Origin of the sequence: Mesorhizobium silamurunense (genome assembly GCF_014843825.1) — a bacterium.
Taxonomy (GTDB): domain Bacteria; phylum Pseudomonadota; class Alphaproteobacteria; order Rhizobiales; family Rhizobiaceae; genus Mesorhizobium; species Mesorhizobium silamurunense.
In genome coordinates, this window is sequence record NZ_JHQR01000113.1 from 16,817 (window position 1) to 36,695 (window position 19,879).

Genomic DNA, 19,879 nt, shown 5'->3' on the forward strand with positions numbered 1-19,879 from the left:
TATATCGCATAGAGGCCGACGGCCGCCTATCATCGTGGAAGCCTGGCGTGGAGCAGAACGACAAAGCCCGCATATTGGTTGCCGGCAGCGGGCCGGCCGGCCTGATCGCGGCGCTCGGCTTCGCCGAGGCAGGCTTTGCCGTGATACTGGCCGGCCCCGAGGCAGCCGGCGGCGACCGCCGCACCACTGCCCTCATGAACCCTGCCCTCAAGGTGCTGGACCGGCTGGGCGTATTGGACGAGCTCAGATCGCAGGCTGCGCCGTTGAAAGTGATGCGCATTGTCGACGCGACGCGCCGGCTGATCCGCAGCCCGACCGTCACCTTCCGCGCCAGCGAGATCGGCGAGGAGCAGTTCGGGCTCAATCTGCCGAACAAAATCATGATCCCGGCGTTAGCCAAGGCCGTTGCCGCTCACGCCGGCATCGAGTGGCGAAAGGCGATGGTCGGGACGTGGCGGCTCGAGGCCGATCAGGCGCATGCCATACTGGGAGATGGCAGCGAGGTCTCCGCGTCGCTGGCGGTCGCCGCCGACGGACGCCTGTCGCCGGCACGCGAAGCCGCCGGCATCAAAGCCTCCGCGCGGCCCTACCCCCAGTCGGCGCTTGTTCTCAATTTCAGCCATCGCAGCGAACACGGCTTCATCTCGACCGAATTCCACACCGAGACCGGGCCGTTCACGCAGGTGCCGCTGCCGGGCAAGCGCTCAAGCCTCGTCTGGGTGGTGAAGCCGGAAACGGCGAAGGAACTCGCCGCACTCGACGACGCCTCCCTGTCCGTCCGGGTCGAGGAGCAGATGCAGTCGATGCTCGGTCGCGTTTCGGTCGAGCCCGGCCGCCAGGTCTACCCGCTGTCGGCGGCCTCGCCCGGCCGCTTCGCGCAAAACCGTGTGGCGCTGGTCGGCGAAGCGGCGCATGTTTTCCCGCCGATCGGCGCGCAGGGCCTCAACCTCGGTATCAGGGATATCGACGATCTGGTTGGAATCGCCAGCGAAAACCGCGACGATCCCGGGTCAAGGCTGAGCCTCGCCGCCTATGACACAAGGCGCCGCCCCGACATCCTGGCGCGCAGCAGCGCGGTGAACCTGCTCAACATGTCGCTGCTATCCGACATGCTGCCGGCGCAACTGGCGCGCAGCGCCGGCCTCAACGTGCTGGACAGCTTCGCGCCGCTGCGCGCCTTCTTCATGCGAGAAGGCCTGCGGCCCGGCGGCGGTTTTCGGGCGCTCGCCGGCGGCTTAAGGAAGCAAGCCGCGCGCTAAGGCGACGCATTTTGGACCTTGCGCTTTCCGCCGCGAAACCATTGTGTGCGCCGATCCGTAACTTGGTGGCAAGGCAGCGCTGCGGCATTGAATCGCGACAACGTCTACGCCAAAAGAACCAAGCCGAAAGTCGGGCTCGATTTTTGGCTGCGTGATGTGTAAATTCAAGACCTTAGGCGCCCTGCGCACAAGCCACCGACGGCGCCTCGGACAGCGCATGACCCCGAAAATCGGAATCGATTTTCGGAAAGGATCATGTGCAAAAGCAAAGTGCTACAGCGTCCTTTGCGCGTCCGAGAGGAGCGGCGGCGCTGTAGAGGGTGAGTGCGATGAAAACGGCCAAATTCGCGATCGGACAAGTGGTTCGCCACCGGCTGTTTCCCTTCCGTGGCGTGATCTTCGACGTCGATCCGCAGTTCGCCAACACCGAGGAATGGTACGAAGCCATTCCCGCGGAGATGCGTCCGCGCAAGGACCAGCCTTTCTATCACCTCCTAGCAGAGAATTCCGAGACTGAGTACATCGCCTACGTGTCCGAGCAGAACCTGCTCGAGGACCGGTCCGGCGAGCCGGTGCGGCATCCGCAGATCGGCGAGATGTTCGACAAGCTGCCCGACGGGCGCTACGAGCCGAAACGCCACTCGAAGCATTAAAAGAATGGACGTGCGGCAACAAAAAAGCGGGGCGCCTGCCCCGCTTTTTGCATGTTGGAGAAATGCTCCGGCGATCAGTTGGCGGTCTTCGCCTTGTCCTGCTCTTCCTTGAGCTTCTTGGCGAAGTCCTGATTGTTCTTGGCGACGAAGTCCTGCAGCTTCTTCTGGCGGTCCTCGATGTCCGACTGCTGCAGCGGCGGACCGTCATAGGCGCCGCTGAAGCCGGTCAACGCGACCTTGATCGGGTTCGGCTGGTTCTGGAAATTGACCGAGGTGAGCGTGATCTGCTGGCCCTTCTTGAAGGACGCGACAAGCTGGTCGGTCAGCGGCACTTCGGCCACGCAGCGGTCCGGGAAGCAGATCACGTAGTCGAGTTTCTGCGCCTTGCCGGCATCGATCTGCAGGCCGATGCCGGGAGGCACGAGGCGGCCGGTCGGGACCGTCACCTGGAACACCTTGCGGTTCACCTTGCCCTTGAGCTCGATCAGGCTGACGCCGGTGACGAGCTGGCCATTGCCGGCGGTGACGATGTTCTGGACGTTGCAGATGTCGACGTCTTCCTGCTTGGTGCAGGCCTTGAACCAGCCCTGCGGAATCTGCGGCTGCTGCTGCGCGGAGGCGGTGAAAAGCCCGGCGCCCAGAACGCCGACCACGCCTGCGGCCAGCACCGAAAGGCGATACGCGTTGCTCGTCATATGGTGCACTTTCCTCTCAAATGATCCCGGGGAACCGGCTTCTTGGTGCCGTGTGGTCCCGCTACCTGTTGCCCAAATGAGGCAACAGCATGACTTCGGAGCGCGTGTTACACTGCCAGCGGCGCCGAATCCAGCCCGGTTTCCGCGATTTCTTCCTGGTTTCTCCTCCCTGGACGATCCTCGATTGGCAATGAGTTGGCTGAACCCAATTTCCACCGGTGCGCGCCGATTCAATCGGCTGGCGAAATGCTCTAGGGTGCGTGCCGAATCACAAGCCGCCCGGCAAGGAGACGGTCATGGACCGCGTTCTCGTTCGGCTGATCGCCGCGACCTCGTTTCTGGCCCTCTCGCTGCTTCCGGCTTTGTCGGAACCGAAGCACGGCATCGCCATGCAGGGCGAGCCGGCGTTGCCCGCCGATTATTCACATTTCGACTACGTCAATCCCGATGCACCGAAGGGCGGCAGCGTCACCTACTGCGTCGTCGGCAGTTTCGACAATCTCAACCCCTTCATCCTGAAGAGTCTGCGCACCACTGCGCGCGGCATGATCGACACGGTCTACGGCAACCTCGTCTTCGAGCCGTTGATGCACCGCAATTACAACGAGCCGTTCAGCCTCTACGGCCTGCTCGCCGATAGCGCCGACATGGATCCCGAGCGCAAGAGCATCGAGTTCCATCTCAATCCCAAGGCCAAATGGTCGGACGGCCAGCCGGTGACGCCGGAGGATGTGCTGTTCACCTACGATGTCTTCACCGACAAGGGCCGCCCGCCGTTCAGCGATCGCATGAGCATGATCGCCAAGCTGGAGAAGACCGGCGACCACAGCGTGAAATTCACCTTCAACGACAAGGCCAATCGCGAATTCCCGCTGATCATCGCGCTGACGCCGATCATCCCCAAGCACGCCTTCGACAAGGACACCTTCGACAAGACCACGTTGAAGCCGCTGATCGGCAGCGGCCCCTACACCGTGGACAAGGTGCAGCCCGGGCAGCGCATCGTCTTCAAGCGCAATCCCAATTACTGGGGCAAGGATATCCCCTCGAAGCGCGGCTTCGACAATTTCGATCAGATCACCATCGAGTATTTCCTCAACGCCAACGCCAAGACGGAAGCGTTCAAGAAAGGCATCTGCGCCCTCGACGACGAGACCGATCCGGTCAAGCGCGACCGCGATGTCGACTTCCCGGCCTTCCGCAAGGGTGATGTGAAGCAGGAATATTTCGACACCGGCATTCCTCCCGTGGTGACGGGATTCCTGTTCAACACCAGGCTGCCTAAGTTTTCCAATCCGGTCGTGCGGCGGGCGCTCGGCATGCTCTACGACTTCGAGTGGGCGAACAAGAACCTGTTCGCCAGCAAGTTCAACCGCACCATGAGCTTCTGGCAGAACTCCGAGCTGTCCGCGCTCGGCCATCCGGCCGACGACCGCGAAAAGGCCCTGCTTGCCCCCTACCCCGGCCGCGTGCCGGCTGAGGTGATGGACGGCACCTGGCGGCCGCCGGTCACCGACGGCTCCGGCCAGGACCGCAAGGTGCTGCGAGCAGCCTTCGAGATGCTGAAAGGCGCCGGCTATCATGTAGAGGACGGCCGGATGCTCGATCCTGAAGGGAATCCCTTCGGCTTCGAAATCATGACGTCATCGCAGGACGAGGAGCGGCTTGCGGCTCTCTATCAGCGCACGCTGGAGAAGATCGGCATCGATGTCACCATCCGCAGCCTCGACGGCGACCAGATCCAGTCGCGCAAGCAGCGGTTCGACTTCGAGGTTCTGATCGGCACAAGCGGCTTCAACAATTCGCTGTCGCCCGGCAGCGAGCAGGTCGGGCGCTGGGGATCTGTCGCGGCCAGGCAGGAGGGCTCGTTCAACCTGGCGGGCGTTGCCGACCCCGCGGTCGACGCGGCGATCAACGCGATGTTGAATGCCCGCGCCAAGGAAGACTATGTCGCCGCGGTGCGCGTTCTCGATCGGCTGCTGATCTCCGGCAACTACATCGTGCCCATGCAATACAACACGCAGCAGTGGGTTGCTTACTGGAGCTACCTGGAACATCCGCAAAAGACCCCCATATTCGGCTATCAGCTGCCGGCATGGTGGCGAAAGCCCAACTGACGAAACCCCACCGGACACGGATCAAGCAAGGAGACGAGCATGAGCGCCGAGAACTCCATCACCGTCGATGTGGTGTCCGATGTGGTCTGCCCCTGGTGCTTCATCGGCCAGAAGCGGTTGGATACGGCGATCGCCGCTGCCGGCGATGTCAACGTGCATGTGCGCTGGCGGCCGTTTCAGCTCGATCCGACCATTCCGCAAGGCGGCATGGATCGCCGTGAATACATGCTGGGCAAATTCGGCAGCGAGGAGCGCATCCGCCAGATCCATGCGCGCATAGAACCGCTCGGCGAAGCGGAAGGCATCCATTTCGCCTTCGGCGCCATCAAGGTCGCGCCCAACACGTTGGACGCGCACCGCGTCATCCGCTGGGCGGGCGCCGCCGGCGAGGACGTGCAGAATCGTCTCGTGCGTCGCCTCTTCCAGCTGAATTTCGAGGAAGGCGCCAATCTTGGTGACCACGCCGTGCTGGCCGAGGCCGCCCGCGAGGCCGGCATGGACGCTTCGGTGGTCGAGACGCTGTTGCCGACCGACGCCGATGTCGACGCCGTGCGCAACGAGATCGCCACCGCCTCGCGCATGGGCATCACCGGCGTGCCCTGCTTCCTGCTCGAAGGCAAATATGCCGTGATGGGCGCGCAGGACGCCGACACGCTTGCCGACGCAATCCGCCAGGTCGCTCAGGCCAAGGCGCGCGGCGAGCTGGAAACGGCGGGCTGAGCATGTCTCCCGAAACTGGGACCCGGTTTCGGGACAAAGACATGCGTAAATCAAAAACCTAAAGCGCACGGAGCGAATCTGGAAGATCGCGACGCGCGCTTTAGAGCAATTCCAGGAAAAGTGTGAAACGGTTTTCCGTCCGGAATTGCGTCAAAACACTGTGTCTACTTTACCGTCACCTTCGCCTTGCTGACGAAGAAGCCGTGGCCGCTGCTGCTCGTGCAGGTCAATCCTTTCGTCGACGACAGGCAAGTGAATGACCCCTTGCTCCAGCTGTTGCCGTAGCCAAGCTTGGTCGCGTCGCCGCAGCAGCCCTGCTCGCCGGGGTTCTTGATCAGTGTCGCCTGTCCCTTCGGCCCCAGGATCACGGTCACATAGCTCGGCTCGACACGGGAACAGGAAAGCTCCGGTCCGCCGTCCTGCGGTTGGTAGGTGCTGGTGCCGCCCTTCGGCGTGTAGATGCAGCCGATATTGCCGGACGGCGTGTTGAATTCGACCTGGCCTTCGGCGCTCGCCGGGATCGTCTGATTGCCGGCATGTGCCTGCGGCAGCCAGGCGAAGGCCGCGAGCACCGCGGCTGAAAAGATCCGTGCAGACATCCTGACCCCCCTCGATGCGGACTGATCGCCCACGCAGATTCCATCCTGACGGATGAAATTGTCAAATGCCGTCGATCGCAGGCAAGCGCCCCAATGCCCTCGTGGAAGATGATTTTAAGCAAGCCGCAGGTGATCGACGGCGGCTCTTTTTCAGGTATTTCGGTCACCGACTCTCGTGAATCGGGCTGATTGCCGCTCCATTTTCTTCACAAAACCGTGTTTTGAGCTTCCCTTAGGGAAAGCTGATCCAGGGCGAAATTCATATCGCTAAGCAACTGGAATAAAACACGAATCTGTTTCCGATAGCTATTAGCCGGCAATGTACTTCTGTTGCCCTCATGCCACTACGGGTAACCCTGTTCACATTCGGGGGCAGAAAATTAATGGAAAATGATCAATTGGTGTTACCATGTGTAACAAAACAAGAAAGGTTTGGGCGGGATCGTGATTCGGGTCGGTAGACCGCGACGTACAGTACCGGAGCAAACATTCAGCGAGGCGGCAAAGCCCTCGCCCCTGACGCCGGTATCGTCGATGCGCACTTTCTGGGGGCTGATGCGAGCCTACTGGTTCTCCGACCGGTGGAAGGAAGCTTGGACCCTCACCCTCGTGATCGCGCTGCTAACAGCGCTCTCCAGCAAGGCCGGCGTGTGGTTTGCCATGGCGTTGGGCGAGCTCGGCAATTCGATCGCCTTCCTCCATGATGCCGCCAACACCCACCCGTTGCAGACAATTCTGACCAATGCCGGCATACTGGTGCTGCTGGTTGTGCTGAAAGATGCCGGTTTCACCGGCGTACGCAATCTCGTTTCAACGACCTTGCACCGTAAATGGCGAGGCTGGCTGAACAGCCAATTCAACCAAGCCCTGCTCGACGGCAATCACACGCATTTCCATGCCCAGCATGGTTCGGCGGCCGGCGGCATCGTCGCTCCTGATAACATCGACCAGCGCATCCAGGAATCGATCAAGGACATGACCGGCGGCGCAATCGGCCTCGCCATGGGCGTGCTGGGTGTCGCGACCTCGCTCTATTTCGTCGGCGAGAATCTCATCGGAGCCTCGGTGGAGGTCAAAGGGCTGGAGTTTCTCGGCAGCTACGGCACTGCGGTGCTGGCTTTCCTTGCCGTCGCCACATACGTGCCGCTGAACACCTGGATCGCGGTCAAGTTGGGGCGGCTGCTTGAGCGGCTCAACGTCCGCATGCAGCAGGCAGAGGGCAGCTACCGCAGCGAACTGACTACATTCCTGCGCCGCAGCTTCCACGTCGCCGCCTCGCATGGCGAAGGCGTGCAAAAGTCGATGCACGACAGGCTTTATGTCGATATCGACAAAACATGGGGTCGGCTCAATGTCGTCAACACCAGCTACACCTCGTTCGAGCTGATCTACAATTTCATCGTGTTCGAGCTGATCTACAATTTCATCGGCGCTCGTATTGTTGCCTACGGACCGGGTCTCGTATCGTTCATCCATAACCGCCTGGACTACAAAGGCTACATCACCGGCTCCGAAATGGTCGCGCAGCTGATCAGCCAGTGCTCATGGTTCATCCACGTGATGCCGGCGATCGCCACGCTTCGGGCCAACAGCCAGCGCGTGACCGAACTCGCCAACGCCATCGAGAACGTCCAGCAGCCGCAGGAGTTCTATCGCCAAACCGGCCGCTCCGACTTCGCCTATGGCAGCCAAAACCCTGTCTTCGGCCTCACCATCCAGAAGCTCGAGCTGGCGCATCAGGGCGAAGACGCAACGCCCTTCCTCAGCGCCGCCAACCTGCGCTTCCGTCGCGGCGAATGGACATTCCTCAAAGGCGAGTCCGGTTGCGGCAAGACCTCGCTTATCAAGGCGATCAATGGCCTGTGGCCCTATGGCCGCGGCACCATCGTGTTCCCGGAAGGGGTGACGAGCTTCTACGCCGCCCAGGAGGTCAAGCTGCAGCAGGTCTCGCTGAAGCAGCTCGTCTGCCTGCCGGGCTCGGAAAACGATCACAGCGACATGCAGGTGGCGGCGGCGCTGCACAAGGCGGGCCTCGGCGAATTCATCGGCCACCTGACCGATGAGAGCCGCGAGGGCAAGATCTGGGATCAGGTCCTGTCCGGCGGCCAGAAGCAGAAGCTGGTGGTCGCCCGCATCATCCTGCAGCAGCCTGGGCTGCTGTTCCTCGACGAAGCGACAGGCGCGCTCGACCCCGAAGGCAAGATCGCCTTCCACGAGGCGATCAAGGCCAATTGCCCCGATGTCACGGTCATCAGCGTGATGCACGAAGCCGTGCCGCCGCGGTCGCTCTCCGGTGAGGAATTCTACCACAGTGTCGTCGCGATCACCGACGGCGTCGCGACCAAGAAGCCGCTGGTCCCCACACTGCCACGCGAGCTCACCACCATCCTCGCCCAGCCGCCGCGGCCGACCGAGGACAAATGGCTGCGCTTCCGCCGGCTGAAGCAGAAATAGCAGTCATACCAAGCCTTTGACCGGCCGCCGCGGTGTGGCGACGGTTGCTGTCGATCACAGTCTCGCGATCCGGCGTCCCTTCATCCATTTTTCGCGCTCTCCGCGATTGACTCGGCAACATGCGCTCCTATGTTGCGCCCGCTCGCAGATTTCAAAACGCGAACCCCGCGAGCAGAAAGGTCAACCCGCCATGCCTGGCGACAGTCACAGTCGAACGCAACCGCCGTCCGCCTTGACGTGACCTGACGGCTCGCGTCCTGCCGGACGGCAAGGAGTGAGCCATGAACGAATTCGCACCCGTATTGGACGACGAAGCCGTCGCCGTCGCCCGTGTTCTTGCCAACGATCACGTCGCCGACGTCGTCGAAGCCCTCAACCACGAACCTCGCGAGACGGCGATCGAGCTGCTCTGCGCGGTGCCGTTCGAGCGGCTGGTCGAGATCTTCGACCAGCCGGAGCTCGAAAGCGCCCCGGAGCTCGCCGAAGCCCTGCCGCGCGCCAAGGCGGGCAGGCTGCTCACCGCCATGTCGGTCGACCGCGCGGCCGACATCCTGCGCGAGCTGGATGAGCCTGCGCGCTCGGAACTGCTTGGCGCGCTTGCTCCGCCGCTGCGCGCCACATTGCTTTCCATTCTCGGCTATCCCGAAGAGAGCGCCGCCTCGATCATGACGACGGAGTTCGTCAGCGTGCCTTCGGACTGGACCATCGGCCGCACGCTCGACTACATCCGCAAAGTCGAGCGCACCCGCGAGACCGTCTATGCGATCTACATCACCGACCCGCAGACGCAGCTCCTGCTGCGGGCGACGGGCTTGCGCAGGCTGATCACCGGCGAGCCGGAGGATTCGATACTGTCGGTGGCGCCGGATCGCATGCCGGTGACGGTCACGCCGCTGACCGATCGCGAAACGTTGGCGCAGACGATCTCCAAATATGACCTGCTCGCCGTGCCGGTTGTGGATCACGGCAAGATCCTCGGCATCGTCACCATCGACGACATCATCGACACCATGGTCGAGGAAACGACCGAGGACGTGCATCGTTTCGGCGGCATGGAGGCGCTGGACGAGCCCTATATGAAGATGGGCTTCCTTGCCATGATCCAGAAGCGCGCCGGCTGGCTCTGCGCGTTGTTCCTCAGCGAAATGCTGACGGCGAACGCCATGCAAAGCTATGAAGGCGAGCTGGAGAAGGCGATCGTGCTCACCCTCTTCATCCCGCTGATCATGAGCTCGGGCGGCAATTCCGGCTCACAAGCGACCTCGCTGGTCATCCGCGCGCTGGCGCTGCGCGAGATCGGCCTTGGCGACTGGTGGCGTGTCGCCTTGCGCGAGTTGCCGACAGGTTTGGTGCTCGGCTCGATCCTCGGCATGGTCGGCATCTGCCGCATTGCGCTCTGGCAGTATTTCGGCTTCTACGACTATGGCCCGCACTGGATACTGATCGCGGCAACGGTAGGTTCGGCGCTGGTCGGCATCGTCACCTTCGGCTCGCTGTCGGGCTCGATGCTGCCGTTCGCGCTGAAGCGCATCGGCTTCGATCCGGCCAGCGCCTCGGCGCCGTTCGTCGCCACGCTCGTCGACGTCACCGGGCTGGTCATCTACTTCTCGGTGGCGCTGGTGATCCTGCGCGGCACCTTGCTTTAAAACCCTGTCCTCACCGTCGCCGGCCTTGCCGGCGGCGACCTCCACCTGATTCAGAAACCGTAGATCGCGTCGCGCACCGCATCCGGGTAAGCCTCTGCGCCGGCGGCAGGCATGGTTCGCTCCGGCAGTTCAGACGCGCTCGCCGTTCTTCACGCGGTAGGTCGGCTTGTACATGGTGACCAGTTCCTCCGCCGCGGTTGGATGGACGGCCATGGTACGATCGAAATCGTCCTTGGTCAGCCCCGCCTTCAGCGGAATGCCGAGAAGCTGCGCCATCTCGCCGGCATCAGGCCCCAGAATATGGGCACCGAGCACCTTCCGCGAGGCGCCGTTGACCACCAGCTTCATCAGCATCTTCTCGTCGCGGCCGGACAGCGTGTGCCGCATCGGACGGAAGGAAGCACGATAGACCTCGATATCCGGGAAGCGCTTGACCGCCTCATCCTCAGACAGGCCGACCGTACCGATCTCCGGCTGCGAGAACACGGCCGTCGCGATGGTGTCGTGGTCGGGCGCCGTCGGGTTGCCCTTGAAGGCGGTCTCGATGAAACACATCGCTTCGTAAATCGCCACCGGCGTCAGTTGCACGCGGTGGGTGACGTCGCCGATCGCCCATATGTTGTCGATATTGGTGCGGGAATATTGGTCGACGACGATCGCGCCGGTCTTGCCGAGTTCGACGCCGACGCCTTCGAGCCCCATGTTCTCAGTATTCGGGATGCGGCCGATGGCCAGCATGACCTGGTCGACCGTCAGCGTCTGGCCGCCGGACAGCAGCACGTCCAGCCTGCCGTCCGGGTTCTTGCGCACCCATTCGGAAACCGCGTGGCAGAGGATCCTGATCCCCTTCTTCTCCATGGTCTCGTGCAGCGAGCGGCGAAGGTCCGTGTCGAAGCGCGAAAGAATTTCCTGGCCGCGATAGACCAGCGTGGTCTCCACGCCTAAACCATGGAAAATATTGGCGAATTCGACGGCGATATAGCCGCCGCCCTCGATCATGATCGCCTTCGGCAGTTGCTTGAGATCGAAAGCCTCGTTGGAGAAGATGCAATATTCGTGGCCGGAAAGCGCGGGATGCGGGGCCGGCCTGCCGCCCGTGGCGATCAGGATCTGGTCGGCGGTGACGGTGCGGTCCTCGGCGGTCAGATAGACGGCATGACGGTCCACGAGCACCGCGCGCGAATGGAAAGTCTCGCCGCCCGCGCCCTCCACATTCCTCTTGTAGATCGCCTCCAGTCTGGCGATCTCCTTGTCCTTGTTGGCAACCAGTGTCGACCAGTCGAAGCTTGCCTCCGGCACCGTCCAGCCATAGCCGGCCGCATCAGTGAAATGCTCGGGGAACTGCGAGGCATAAACATAGAGCTTCTTCGGCACGCAGCCGCGGATGACGCAGGTGCCGCCATAGCGATATTCCTCGGCGATGGCGACGCGCTTGCCGAGCGAGGCAGCAACGCGAGCCGCCCTCACCCCGCCGGAGCCGCCGCCGATGACGAAGAGATCATAGTCGTAACCGGCCATCGGATGGGCTCCTGCGAAGTGAAAGGTCGCGTCAGAGGTAGGCTGCCGGCAGGCAAAAGAAAAGCCCGGGAAACCCGAGCTCTTCTGGTCCAGTCGACAGTGAGCCGCCTGAAGCAATCAGTTCTGCGAATCGTCAGCCGGAGCCGAGTTGTCGGCAGGTGCCTGGTTGTCGGCCGGAGCGGCGCCGTCGGCGGGAGCGGTCGCATCCTGCGCAGGCTTGGCCGGCGCCGCGGCCTTGGCGGCGGCGGCGAGTGTCTCGCCGACCTGCTGTGCGAGATCGCGGGCGACACCGTTCTGCCAGATGTCGGCCGCCTTCACGAGGTCGCGCGTGACCGCCGGGCCGCTGTCGAGCAGCTTCTTGCCGGCATCGGAGCTGTAGAAGGTGGCGATATCGTTGAGGTCCTTTTCAGAGAACACCTTGGCGTAGGCGAGCGCCGCCTCCTTCTCGAGGTCGGCGCGCCGCGAAGCGAGGCCGATCGCCTTCTCGGTAACGGTCTTGCCGATCAGCTCCTGCATGTCGGGGTTTTTCTGGATCAGCTGGTTCTCGAGCGCGGCCGCCGCCTGCGGCAGTATGTTGTCGAACGGGTCCGTGGCGTGAATAGCCGCAACGGCGGCCTTCGCGGCCTTGAGATGCGATTCGCTGATATCCTGAGAAAACGCCGGCGAGGACAGCGCAAGGACGGCTGAGGCCGCCAGAAGCGTCGAAAGGCGGCGAACCCGTTTATGCAACATCATGGTCGATAGAACTCCCTGGTTTTCGGGCGGCATGGACGGTTTGGATGCCGTCGCCGCCGGCGATGATGGCCGCTGACGCCAGCCCGATGAATAGACCGTGCTCGACAACGCCTGGAATGGCGAAGAGAGCATTCGAAAGCGCTCTTGTATCCGGAATGCGGCCAAAAGATGCATCGAGGATAAAGTGGCCGCCGTCTGTAACAAAAGGCTGGCTTCCCGTCATCCTCAATGTCACCGGGCCGGCAAGGCCGAGGCGTACCGCCGCCGCGCCGACCGCGATCTCGGTGGCGCGCAGGCCGAACTTGTTGACTTCGATCGGCAGCGGGAAACGGCCGAGGGTCTCGACCATCTTGGACTGGTCGGCAATCACGATCATGCGCCGGGACGCCGCCGCGACGATCTTTTCGCGCAGGAGCGCCCCGCCGCCGCCCTTGATCAACGTCAGCGCCGGGTCGATCTCGTCGGCGCCGTCGATGGTGAGGTCGAGCTCGGGCGTTTCCTCCAGCGTCGACAGCGGCACGCCAAGCTCGCGGCACAGTGCCGCGGTGCGCTCGGATGTAGGCACGCCGATGACGGCAAGCCCGGTCGCGACCTTCTCGGCCAGCAGCCGGACGAACTCGTCGGCGGTCGTGCCGGTGCCGATGCCGAGCCGCATGCCGCTGCTGACATGGGCAAGGGCCGCGCGCGCGGCCTCGACCTTCAACTGCCTTGCGTCCATGCCGCTCTCTTGCCCCGATTTCGCTGGTTTCGCGCGCCTCCTAGCATTTTTGCCTGTCCCGTCAAAGGCTCTGCCTGTGGACCGATAGAGGCTGCTTGCTTGACCACCGCGCAGCCTGTATCGGCTGCGGCACCTCAATCGCCGCAGGACTGGCCATGACTCGACCGATCATCGTGTTCGACCTCGACGGGACGCTCATCGACACCGCGCCGGACCTGCTCGACAGCCTCAACCACAGCCTGGCGGCAAGCGAGCTTGCCGCGGTCGACGAGGCCGGCTTCAGGCGCTTCGTCGGCCATGGCGGCCGCGTCATGATCGAACGCGCGCATGCGGCGCAGAACAAAGCGCTGATGGCGGAAGAGCACGACCGGCTGCTGAAAGTCTTCCTCGACCATTACACGATCAACATTCCAGGCAAGTCGTGTCCCTACCCCGGTGTCATCGCGGCGCTCGACCGCTTGCAGGCCGCAGGCTGCCTGATGGCGGTCTGCACCAACAAATTCGAAGCGAATTCGGTGGCGCTGATCGGCGCGCTCGGCATGGAAAAGTACTTCGCCGCGATCTGCGGCCAGGACACGTTCGCCTTCCGCAAGCCCGACCCGCGCCACCTGACCGAGACGATCAAGCTCGCCGGCGGCGATCCGCACAGCGCCCTGATGGTCGGCGATTCGCAGACCGACATCGACACCGCCAAGGCGGCCGGCATTCCGGTGGTGGCGGTCGATTTCGGCTACACGGACCGCCACGTGCGAGAGTTCGAGCCGACGCTGGTGATCTCGCATTTCGACACGCTGACGCCGGAACTGGCCGAACGGCTGATTGCCGCCGCGCGCTGAGTCTGCTTTTCCGACCTACCGAGGCCCGGCAAATCGATCATGGCAGATCGTCGGCACATTGCCTTGACTTCGCGCACCCGCCTCCCTTATATCGCGGCTCGCTTCGGCCTTCGGGCAACGAGCGGGCGATTAGCTCAGCGGGAGAGCACACCCTTCACACGGGTGGGGTCGCAGGTTCAATCCCTGCATCGCCCACCATCTTTTCAAACACTTAGCCATACCGAAAATCCCCGCGTACCAAAACCGTACAGCAAAGCCTTACTTCGGCCGAGACTGATAGACTTGATTGCGCCGATCGGGACCTGAAGCCACGGACGTCAGCCCCGGAAGTCGCGGGCAGATGCGGTCGGCCGAAACCGCCGATTTCGACCAGGCGCGCGACGGCTGCAAGAAGGCCGAAGCCGAATCGAATGGCGCCTTGGAATGCATGTATATCGGCCCCGGCGAGCATGGCGGCGGCGACGAGCAGGTGCAGATCGTGCAGGATCTCGTGGCCAAGAAGGTGGACGGCATCGCCGTGTCGCCATCGAACGCCGCGGCGATGGCGGTTGCGCTGCAGGCCGCCAAGGAAGCCGGCATCCCGGTCCTCACCTGGGACTCCGACCTGCTGCCCGAGAACAAGGATCTCCGCGTCGCCTATATCGGCACCCACAATTATGAGATCGGCGTGAACCTTGCCAAGCTTGCCATGCAGGTCAAGCCTAAAGGCGGCACGATCTGCATCCAGTCGGGCGGCGCGGCGGCGGCCAACCACAATGAACGCATGCAGGGCATTCGCGATACGCTTTCGGGCACCAAATCGACGGCCTCGCCCGGGGACCGGCTGACGGGCCAGAACGGCTGGACCGAAATCGAAGGCTGTCCGCTCTACACCAACGATGATTTCCCGCTTTCGGTGCAGCAGTTTGAGGACATCATGGCGAAAAATCCGAACCTTGATGCATTCATCCCAACTGGTGGCTTCCCGCAGTTCATTCCTGATGCCAACCGCGCCGCGGTCGCACCGTACAAAGACAAGATCGCCTCGAAAGCGCTGGCCCTTGTCGTCGCCGACACGCTTCCCGTGCAGATCGACCAGATGAAGGAAGGCCTCTCGCTTGGCCAAGTCGGCCAAAGGCCGTTCGAAATGGGCTACAAGACGATGATGGCATTGAAGGACATGAAGGACGGCAAGGCGCCGCCGGCTGACCCGACCTACACAGGCCTCGACGTCTGCACTCCGCAGACGGCCGACACCTGCGTCGCCAAATAGTGCTTTAGGGCGGGAGAAAAGTCCCTCCCTTTCATTGGAGCGAGATGCGGTTAGATTGAAGCATTCTCATCTCATCTCGCTCCGGGGATTTCAATGTCGGAAATGTTCTCGCTCGAAGGCCGGGTCGCGTTGGTGACAGGTGCTTCGCGTGGCCTCGGCTTCGCGATGGCAAAGGCGCTTGCGGAAAACGGCGCAACAGTGATCGTCAATGCCCGCGACATGGACACCCTCTCCGTGGCGGCGCAAAAGATCGGGGCAGAGGCCCTGCCGTTCGATGTTGCCGACGCGGCGATCTCAAGGGCGGCGCTTGAGGGAATCGTCGAACGCCACGGCCGCCTCGATATCCTGGTCAACAACGCCGGTATCCAGCATCGCAGCCCGTTGATCGAATGGGAGGACGAGGACTTCGACCGCGTGATTGCAGTCAATCTTTCGGCCTGCTTCCGCATGATGCGCGAGGCGGTGCGCCTGATGCTGCCGAACAAATTTGGGCGCATCATAAACACTGGATCGGTTGCAGCGATCCTTGGCCGACCCACAATTCACGCCTATGTGGCGGCAAAGGCGGGGCTGCATGGACTGACACGCTCGACCGCCGCCGAGATGGGCCGTCACGGCATCACCATCAATGCGATTGCCCCCGGCTATTTCGCCACCGAGCTCAATACCGCACTTATCAACGACGAGGCCTTCACCAAATGGGTCGAGGCGCGAACTCCTGCTGGCCGCTGGGCCCAACCTGAGGAAGTCAGCGGAGCCGTGGTGTTTCTCGCGTCCGACGCTGCCGCCTACGTCAACGGACATGTTTTGGCGGTCGACGGGGGGCTATCGGTCTCCCTCTGACCTGCGAACTGGCTTCAACAGTATGGCAGCCAGACAACAAACGGTTGGCGGCGCCCGACGCTGCTCAGATCAACCCTCTGCGCACAGTCAAATGCGTCACCGCCGTCACCAGGATGGCGCCGGTCATGAAATAGAGCGTGGCCACCATGTTGCCGTGATGGAAGTAAATCCCTGCGAGAAGCAAGGCCATGGCCACCGCAAGAAAAGCAATGATGCGCGAGAAGTTGTCGGGCATGGAGCGACGAACCTATGCAGATAGGATGGATGGCCGCCCTCAATCAGCCGTGCGCTCAATAGTGCGGTTTTCGATTTTTCGCAATCGGCATGATGCGGGAAACTGACAGAACCCGCGCCTGGAGCGTGCCGCCGCCGACGCTCCCTAGACGAAATCGACTTCGACCCAGAGCCCGCCGGGGCCCCGAGCAGGGTCGCGCGGCGCGCTGCGCACCGCCAGGATCGAGCCTGAGGGCGAAGCAAAACCCGGTTTTCCATTTGCACCGGCCAGCCAGGCATCGTCGGCACGGATGACGCGGCCCTTGGTCTTGGCTTCGAGCGCGGTCAGGATCGGGTCATAAGGCATCTCGCCCCAATGCACCTTCACCGCATCCAGCTTGTTGGTGGGAATGAAGGCCGAAAGGTCCTGGCTTGTCATCAAATCGAGGCCCTGTTTCTGCGGCGTGGCGTTCTGGCTGCCGTGATGAGCGACCTTGAGATAGACGGTACGAGCGAGCAGATCGGCCGTAGTGACGGTCGCCTGCCCCACCGGCCATTTCAGGTCCTTCCAGCTCAGCCAGTTGCCGATCTGGGCGTCGCCCGGAAACAGGAACACCCGGCCGCTGTCGACGAATTCGAAGGCCAGCACCAGGCTGGTGTTGTTGACGCCGCGGTCGAGCTGCAAGGCGAGGTCGGCGGCGATCGCCATCCAGTCTGCGTCGATGCGGCGCCACGACTGGTCACGATCCTCCATGGGAGCCGCGCTAGAGACCGGCCCGGAATAGTGCTTGCGGGTAAAGGCGCCGATATCGACGGCCGGATCGCTGCCCTTCTCGCCGTTCAGCGCCGCCGAGAGCGGCGTGCCGATATTGCGTTCGAAGGGACTGAGCTCGTCGATATAAGTCGGATCGTCGGCCTGGTTCATCCTGAGCCCGGATGAAAGCGCCCGCGCGAACGGCCCGCCGCTGGCGAGCGGGAACATCTCGCTCGCCTTTTCCTCCAGCCGGAGCGCCGCCTTGTCGCGCGGCGGCCCGAGCACGTAAATCCGAAGATTGGGAAGTTCCACGATCGATTGCGGCGCCCCGCCGGGCTCGAAATAGGTGGGCGATGGTTTTGCCGACAACTTTGCCGCGGCATCGCGCGCGGAGCGCACCCGCTCGCCGGCGGCGCCGAACTGAAAGCCGAGCACAGCCTGCAGCCCATCGCGCACCCGCTCCATGTAGGGGTTGAGCCCCTGCATGCCGTCGAGCTTCTGGCTTGCCCCCTGCAACGCAGCCAGCGCCTGGCCCTTGAACTTGTCAAGTTCCATGGCATCCGGATCGGCCGGGTTTTCGCTCCACGCCATCCACACGTCGCCGACGGAAAAATCCTTGAACAGATCCTTTGCGGTCAGGAAACCCGAAACATGGTCCCAATGCTCGTGGGTGATGACGAGCACGTCGAGCTTGCCGCCCGTCTCCTTCTTGAGGTCGGCGACGATGTCGGCGACCAGCGCCGGGCCGCCCGTGATCGAGACGTGAATGCCGCAGTCGATCAGCATCCGGAACGGCGAGCCGTCGGGCCTGATGAAGGTGAGCAGATGGCAGTCGCCGATGCCTTGGCAATAGTGCCGGACGGTGACAGAAGGCGTGCGTGCCGTGGAGGCCGCGGCCCCTCGACGCCGCCTTGTTGCCGCTGGCTTCCTAGACATGGTCGTCGTCTCCGTCGCTGGCGTGCAGCATGGCGAAGGGCTCGGAAACCTCGCCGCCAAAATAGAGCGCCCGGAGCGGTGACAGATAGTTTGCGCTCACCGTCTGAGCCTGGCGCTTCTGCCGGTCCGCGCTGCCGGTGTTCTTGATGATCGCGTACCGCATTTCCTCAAAACCTTCGCGCGGGTCGATGATGATGGTGGCGCCGCCGCGGAACCAGAAGAAGCCGTCACCCTTGTTGACGCCTTGCGGGGCCGGCGAGCCGTCGAAGGTGATGGGTATCCGCTGCTGGATGACCGCGACCACTTCGACGCGGAACGAGCCGTCCGGCTCGACGCGCCGGGTGGGACGAACGCTGTAGATGTCGAAGGTCGTCTCGCCCTTCTTCGGCGGGTGCATGACCGTGCCGTCCTCATTATAGCGCGGCAGGTCGGGCAGCAGGCCGAACTGCTTGTAGAGGTCGGGATCGGAAGCGAAGGCCTTGTGCATCGCCTTCCACAGCGCGTAGCGATTCCTGTCGTTGAGGGCGAAGATCTCGGAGCGTTTCAGCTTCTGGTTCCAGCCGAGGTCGACCTTGGCGAGCAAGCCCTTCAGCCAGGGAGGCGAAGGATCTTCCGGCGCGCTCCAGGCTAACGTCTCTTCCGAAATGGTGCGCACGTCGCGCGGCAGAAGCTTCCACTTGCGGAAGGATTCCAGGAACGCCAGCCTATAGTGCAGCGGATCGTCCGGGTAGGCATCGCGGTCGGCGGTGATCAGCGCCCGCAGGTATTCGCCGAAGGTGATGTCGACGGCGGGGCAATAGTCGAGCGCGCGGATGCACATGGTCAGCATCTGCCTGGCGGTCTTGGCGACCTCATCGGTGAGGCGCTCGACCAGGTTTGGATGCAAGGTGCCCGCCGGCAGGATACCGGTGCCGCCGGTGGCAAGCTGGATCAGATCGTCTGTGCGGCGGTCGGCGATGGCGATGAACGCCTGGTAGACGGCGAAGACGAGGATGGAGCCACGATCGTGCGCCTCGAACGTCTTGTCGTAGTCGAGGTCGGCCATGCCGGCGCCGCCATATTCGCGCAATGGCCCTGCCCTGCCGCTGCCCTCTCCGAACTGCTTGGCGATGCCGGAGAGCAGCGATGCCGCCGACACATCGCCCCTCGCGTTGCCGATCTCGAAATTCACCAGCTCCTTCAGGGTAAAATGCTGGAACAGCGCGACGATGTCGGCAAAGGCCTCATGGAAGGCCGGAACGTCCGGGTTGGATGCCTCCTGGAAGCGGCGATGCAGCCCGTCGAGCAGCGCATGCGACATCTCGTGCGCGATGATATCGCTGGACAGGCAGGAAAACACCGTCGTCCCGGGCGTGGTGACGTCGCCCTCATTGCTGGTTGCCGGGAAATAGCCGAACAGCAGCGCCTTCTTTTCCGGGCTGTAGTAAGCGTTCTCGGCGCGAAGCGCATGCGGATAGATGCGCAGGCGCGGCACATAATGCGCCTTCACCGTCATGTCGCCACTGCGGCCGGGGCTTTGCGAATAATGCGGCGCCCATAGCGCCCGCCGCCCGAGCGCGCGCTCGAAATGGCCGATCGTGGTCATGGCAACCGCATAGACCATCTGCTGGTGAAACTTCGGATTGCCCTCCGAAGGCGGCAGGCCGTCTAGCGCCAGAAGCACCTTGTCGTTGAGGTCGACCGGGTCGTAGACACGGTCGGAGGCCGGATCGACATCGACCACTTCGAGATATTCACCGATAGGGCCGGGCTGCAGCGGCTTGTCGGCCGATGGTTCGTCGTCCCAGGGAACCGAAAGCGTCGCCTGGTAGACCGACACCGAGTCCAGCCGCTTGGCGACCGACGGGTCGAGCGCATAGATGCGCAGGCGTCGCTGCGGCGGCGGCAGCGGCCGCGGCTTGCGCTTGATCGGCGCCGGACTTGCGGCGGGA

At 63.0% G+C, this 19,879-nt stretch carries 16 protein-coding genes, 1 tRNA gene and 1 pseudogene; 10 read left to right on the forward strand and 8 right to left on the reverse strand.

The annotated features are described in order from the left end of the window. Positions 1-47: 47 nt before the first annotated feature. Both DH10_RS13110 and hspQ read left to right on the forward strand, forming a co-directional pair. Positions 48-1,259 carry a UbiH/UbiF family hydroxylase gene (locus DH10_RS13110; RefSeq protein ID WP_192245080.1) on the forward strand — a complete coding sequence of 404 codons (1,212 nt, stop codon included), beginning with the start codon at positions 48-50 and terminating at the stop codon, positions 1,257-1,259. A gap of 329 nt (positions 1,260-1,588) precedes the next feature. After that, positions 1,589-1,912 carry a heat shock protein HspQ gene (gene hspQ / locus DH10_RS13115; RefSeq protein ID WP_168247349.1) on the forward strand — a complete coding sequence of 108 codons (324 nt, stop codon included), beginning with the start codon at positions 1,589-1,591 and terminating at the stop codon, positions 1,910-1,912. Between the two features lie 74 nt (positions 1,913-1,986). Here hspQ and DH10_RS13120 read toward each other — a convergent pair whose 3' ends face one another. After that, positions 1,987-2,607 carry an invasion associated locus B family protein gene (locus tag DH10_RS13120; protein WP_210325009.1) on the reverse strand — a complete coding sequence of 207 codons (621 nt, stop codon included), beginning with the start codon at positions 2,605-2,607 and terminating at the stop codon, positions 1,987-1,989. 296 nt (positions 2,608-2,903) lie between these two features. Between DH10_RS13120 and DH10_RS13125 the strand changes: the two genes are divergently transcribed. Both DH10_RS13125 and DH10_RS13130 read left to right on the forward strand, forming a co-directional pair. Beyond that, complete coding sequence (locus tag DH10_RS13125) at positions 2,904-4,724, forward strand: extracellular solute-binding protein (protein WP_192245082.1); 1,821 nt, start codon at positions 2,904-2,906, stop codon at positions 4,722-4,724. 39 nt (positions 4,725-4,763) lie between these two features. Continuing rightward, entirely contained in the window at positions 4,764-5,444 is a 681-nt protein-coding gene (locus tag DH10_RS13130; protein ID WP_192245084.1) for a DsbA family oxidoreductase, read from the forward strand. A 164-nt stretch (positions 5,445-5,608) separates the two neighbouring features. Here DH10_RS13130 and DH10_RS13135 read toward each other — a convergent pair whose 3' ends face one another. Next, complete coding sequence (locus DH10_RS13135; RefSeq protein WP_192245086.1) at positions 5,609-6,043, reverse strand: hypothetical protein; 435 nt, start codon at positions 6,041-6,043, stop codon at positions 5,609-5,611. A 534-nt stretch (positions 6,044-6,577) separates the two neighbouring features. Here DH10_RS13135 and DH10_RS13140 point away from each other — a divergent pair. Both DH10_RS13140 and mgtE read left to right on the forward strand, forming a co-directional pair. Next, entirely contained in the window at positions 6,578-8,497 is a 1,920-nt protein-coding gene (locus DH10_RS13140) for an ABC transporter ATP-binding protein/permease (protein ID WP_192384787.1), read from the forward strand. A 281-nt stretch (positions 8,498-8,778) separates the two neighbouring features. Further along, on the forward strand, positions 8,779-10,143 hold the full coding sequence (mgtE, locus tag DH10_RS13145) for a magnesium transporter (RefSeq protein WP_192245090.1): 1,365 nt from the start codon (positions 8,779-8,781) through the stop codon (positions 10,141-10,143). 129 nt (positions 10,144-10,272) lie between these two features. Here mgtE and gor read toward each other — a convergent pair whose 3' ends face one another. The 3 genes from gor to rpiA form a co-directional block, all read right to left on the reverse strand. Beyond that, positions 10,273-11,661 (reverse strand): glutathione-disulfide reductase, encoded by a 1,389-nt coding sequence (gene gor, locus DH10_RS13150; protein ID WP_192245092.1) that lies wholly within the window; start codon positions 11,659-11,661, stop codon positions 10,273-10,275. A 117-nt stretch (positions 11,662-11,778) separates the two neighbouring features. Beyond that, on the reverse strand, positions 11,779-12,396 hold the full coding sequence (locus tag DH10_RS13155) for a DUF2059 domain-containing protein (protein WP_192245094.1): 618 nt from the start codon (positions 12,394-12,396) through the stop codon (positions 11,779-11,781). Then, complete coding sequence (rpiA, locus tag DH10_RS13160; protein WP_192245096.1) at positions 12,383-13,114, reverse strand: ribose-5-phosphate isomerase RpiA; 732 nt, start codon at positions 13,112-13,114, stop codon at positions 12,383-12,385. Before rpiA ends, DH10_RS13155 begins: the two co-directional genes overlap by 14 nt. Before the next feature lie 155 nt (positions 13,115-13,269). Here rpiA and DH10_RS13165 point away from each other — a divergent pair, with 155 nt between their 5' ends. From DH10_RS13165 to DH10_RS13180, 4 genes are all read left to right on the forward strand, one after another. Continuing rightward, complete coding sequence (locus tag DH10_RS13165) at positions 13,270-13,950, forward strand: phosphoglycolate phosphatase (RefSeq protein WP_192245098.1); 681 nt, start codon at positions 13,270-13,272, stop codon at positions 13,948-13,950. 123 nt (positions 13,951-14,073) lie between these two features. Continuing rightward, positions 14,074-14,148, forward strand: a tRNA-Val gene (locus tag DH10_RS13170). Between the two features lie 142 nt (positions 14,149-14,290). After that, on the forward strand, positions 14,291-15,202 hold the full coding sequence (locus tag DH10_RS13175) for a substrate-binding domain-containing protein (protein ID WP_246505896.1): 912 nt from the start codon (positions 14,291-14,293) through the stop codon (positions 15,200-15,202). A 102-nt stretch (positions 15,203-15,304) separates the two neighbouring features. Further along, entirely contained in the window at positions 15,305-16,045 is a 741-nt protein-coding gene (locus DH10_RS13180) for a glucose 1-dehydrogenase (RefSeq protein ID WP_246505897.1), read from the forward strand. Positions 16,046-16,109: 64 nt separating this feature from the next. On the opposite strand, the gene DH10_RS13185 is transcribed toward DH10_RS13180, so the two are convergent. The 3 genes and pseudogenes from DH10_RS13185 to DH10_RS13195 form a co-directional block, all read right to left on the reverse strand. Beyond that, on the reverse strand, positions 16,110-16,280 hold the full coding sequence (locus tag DH10_RS13185; protein ID WP_192245102.1) for a hypothetical protein: 171 nt from the start codon (positions 16,278-16,280) through the stop codon (positions 16,110-16,112). 144 nt (positions 16,281-16,424) lie between these two features. Continuing rightward, complete coding sequence (locus DH10_RS13190) at positions 16,425-17,948, reverse strand: MBL fold metallo-hydrolase (RefSeq protein WP_192245104.1); 1,524 nt, start codon at positions 17,946-17,948, stop codon at positions 16,425-16,427. Next, positions 17,941-19,879: pseudogene (locus DH10_RS13195) on the reverse strand (S8 family serine peptidase); the annotation flags it as partial. The pseudogene DH10_RS13195 and the gene DH10_RS13190, both read right to left, overlap by 8 nt.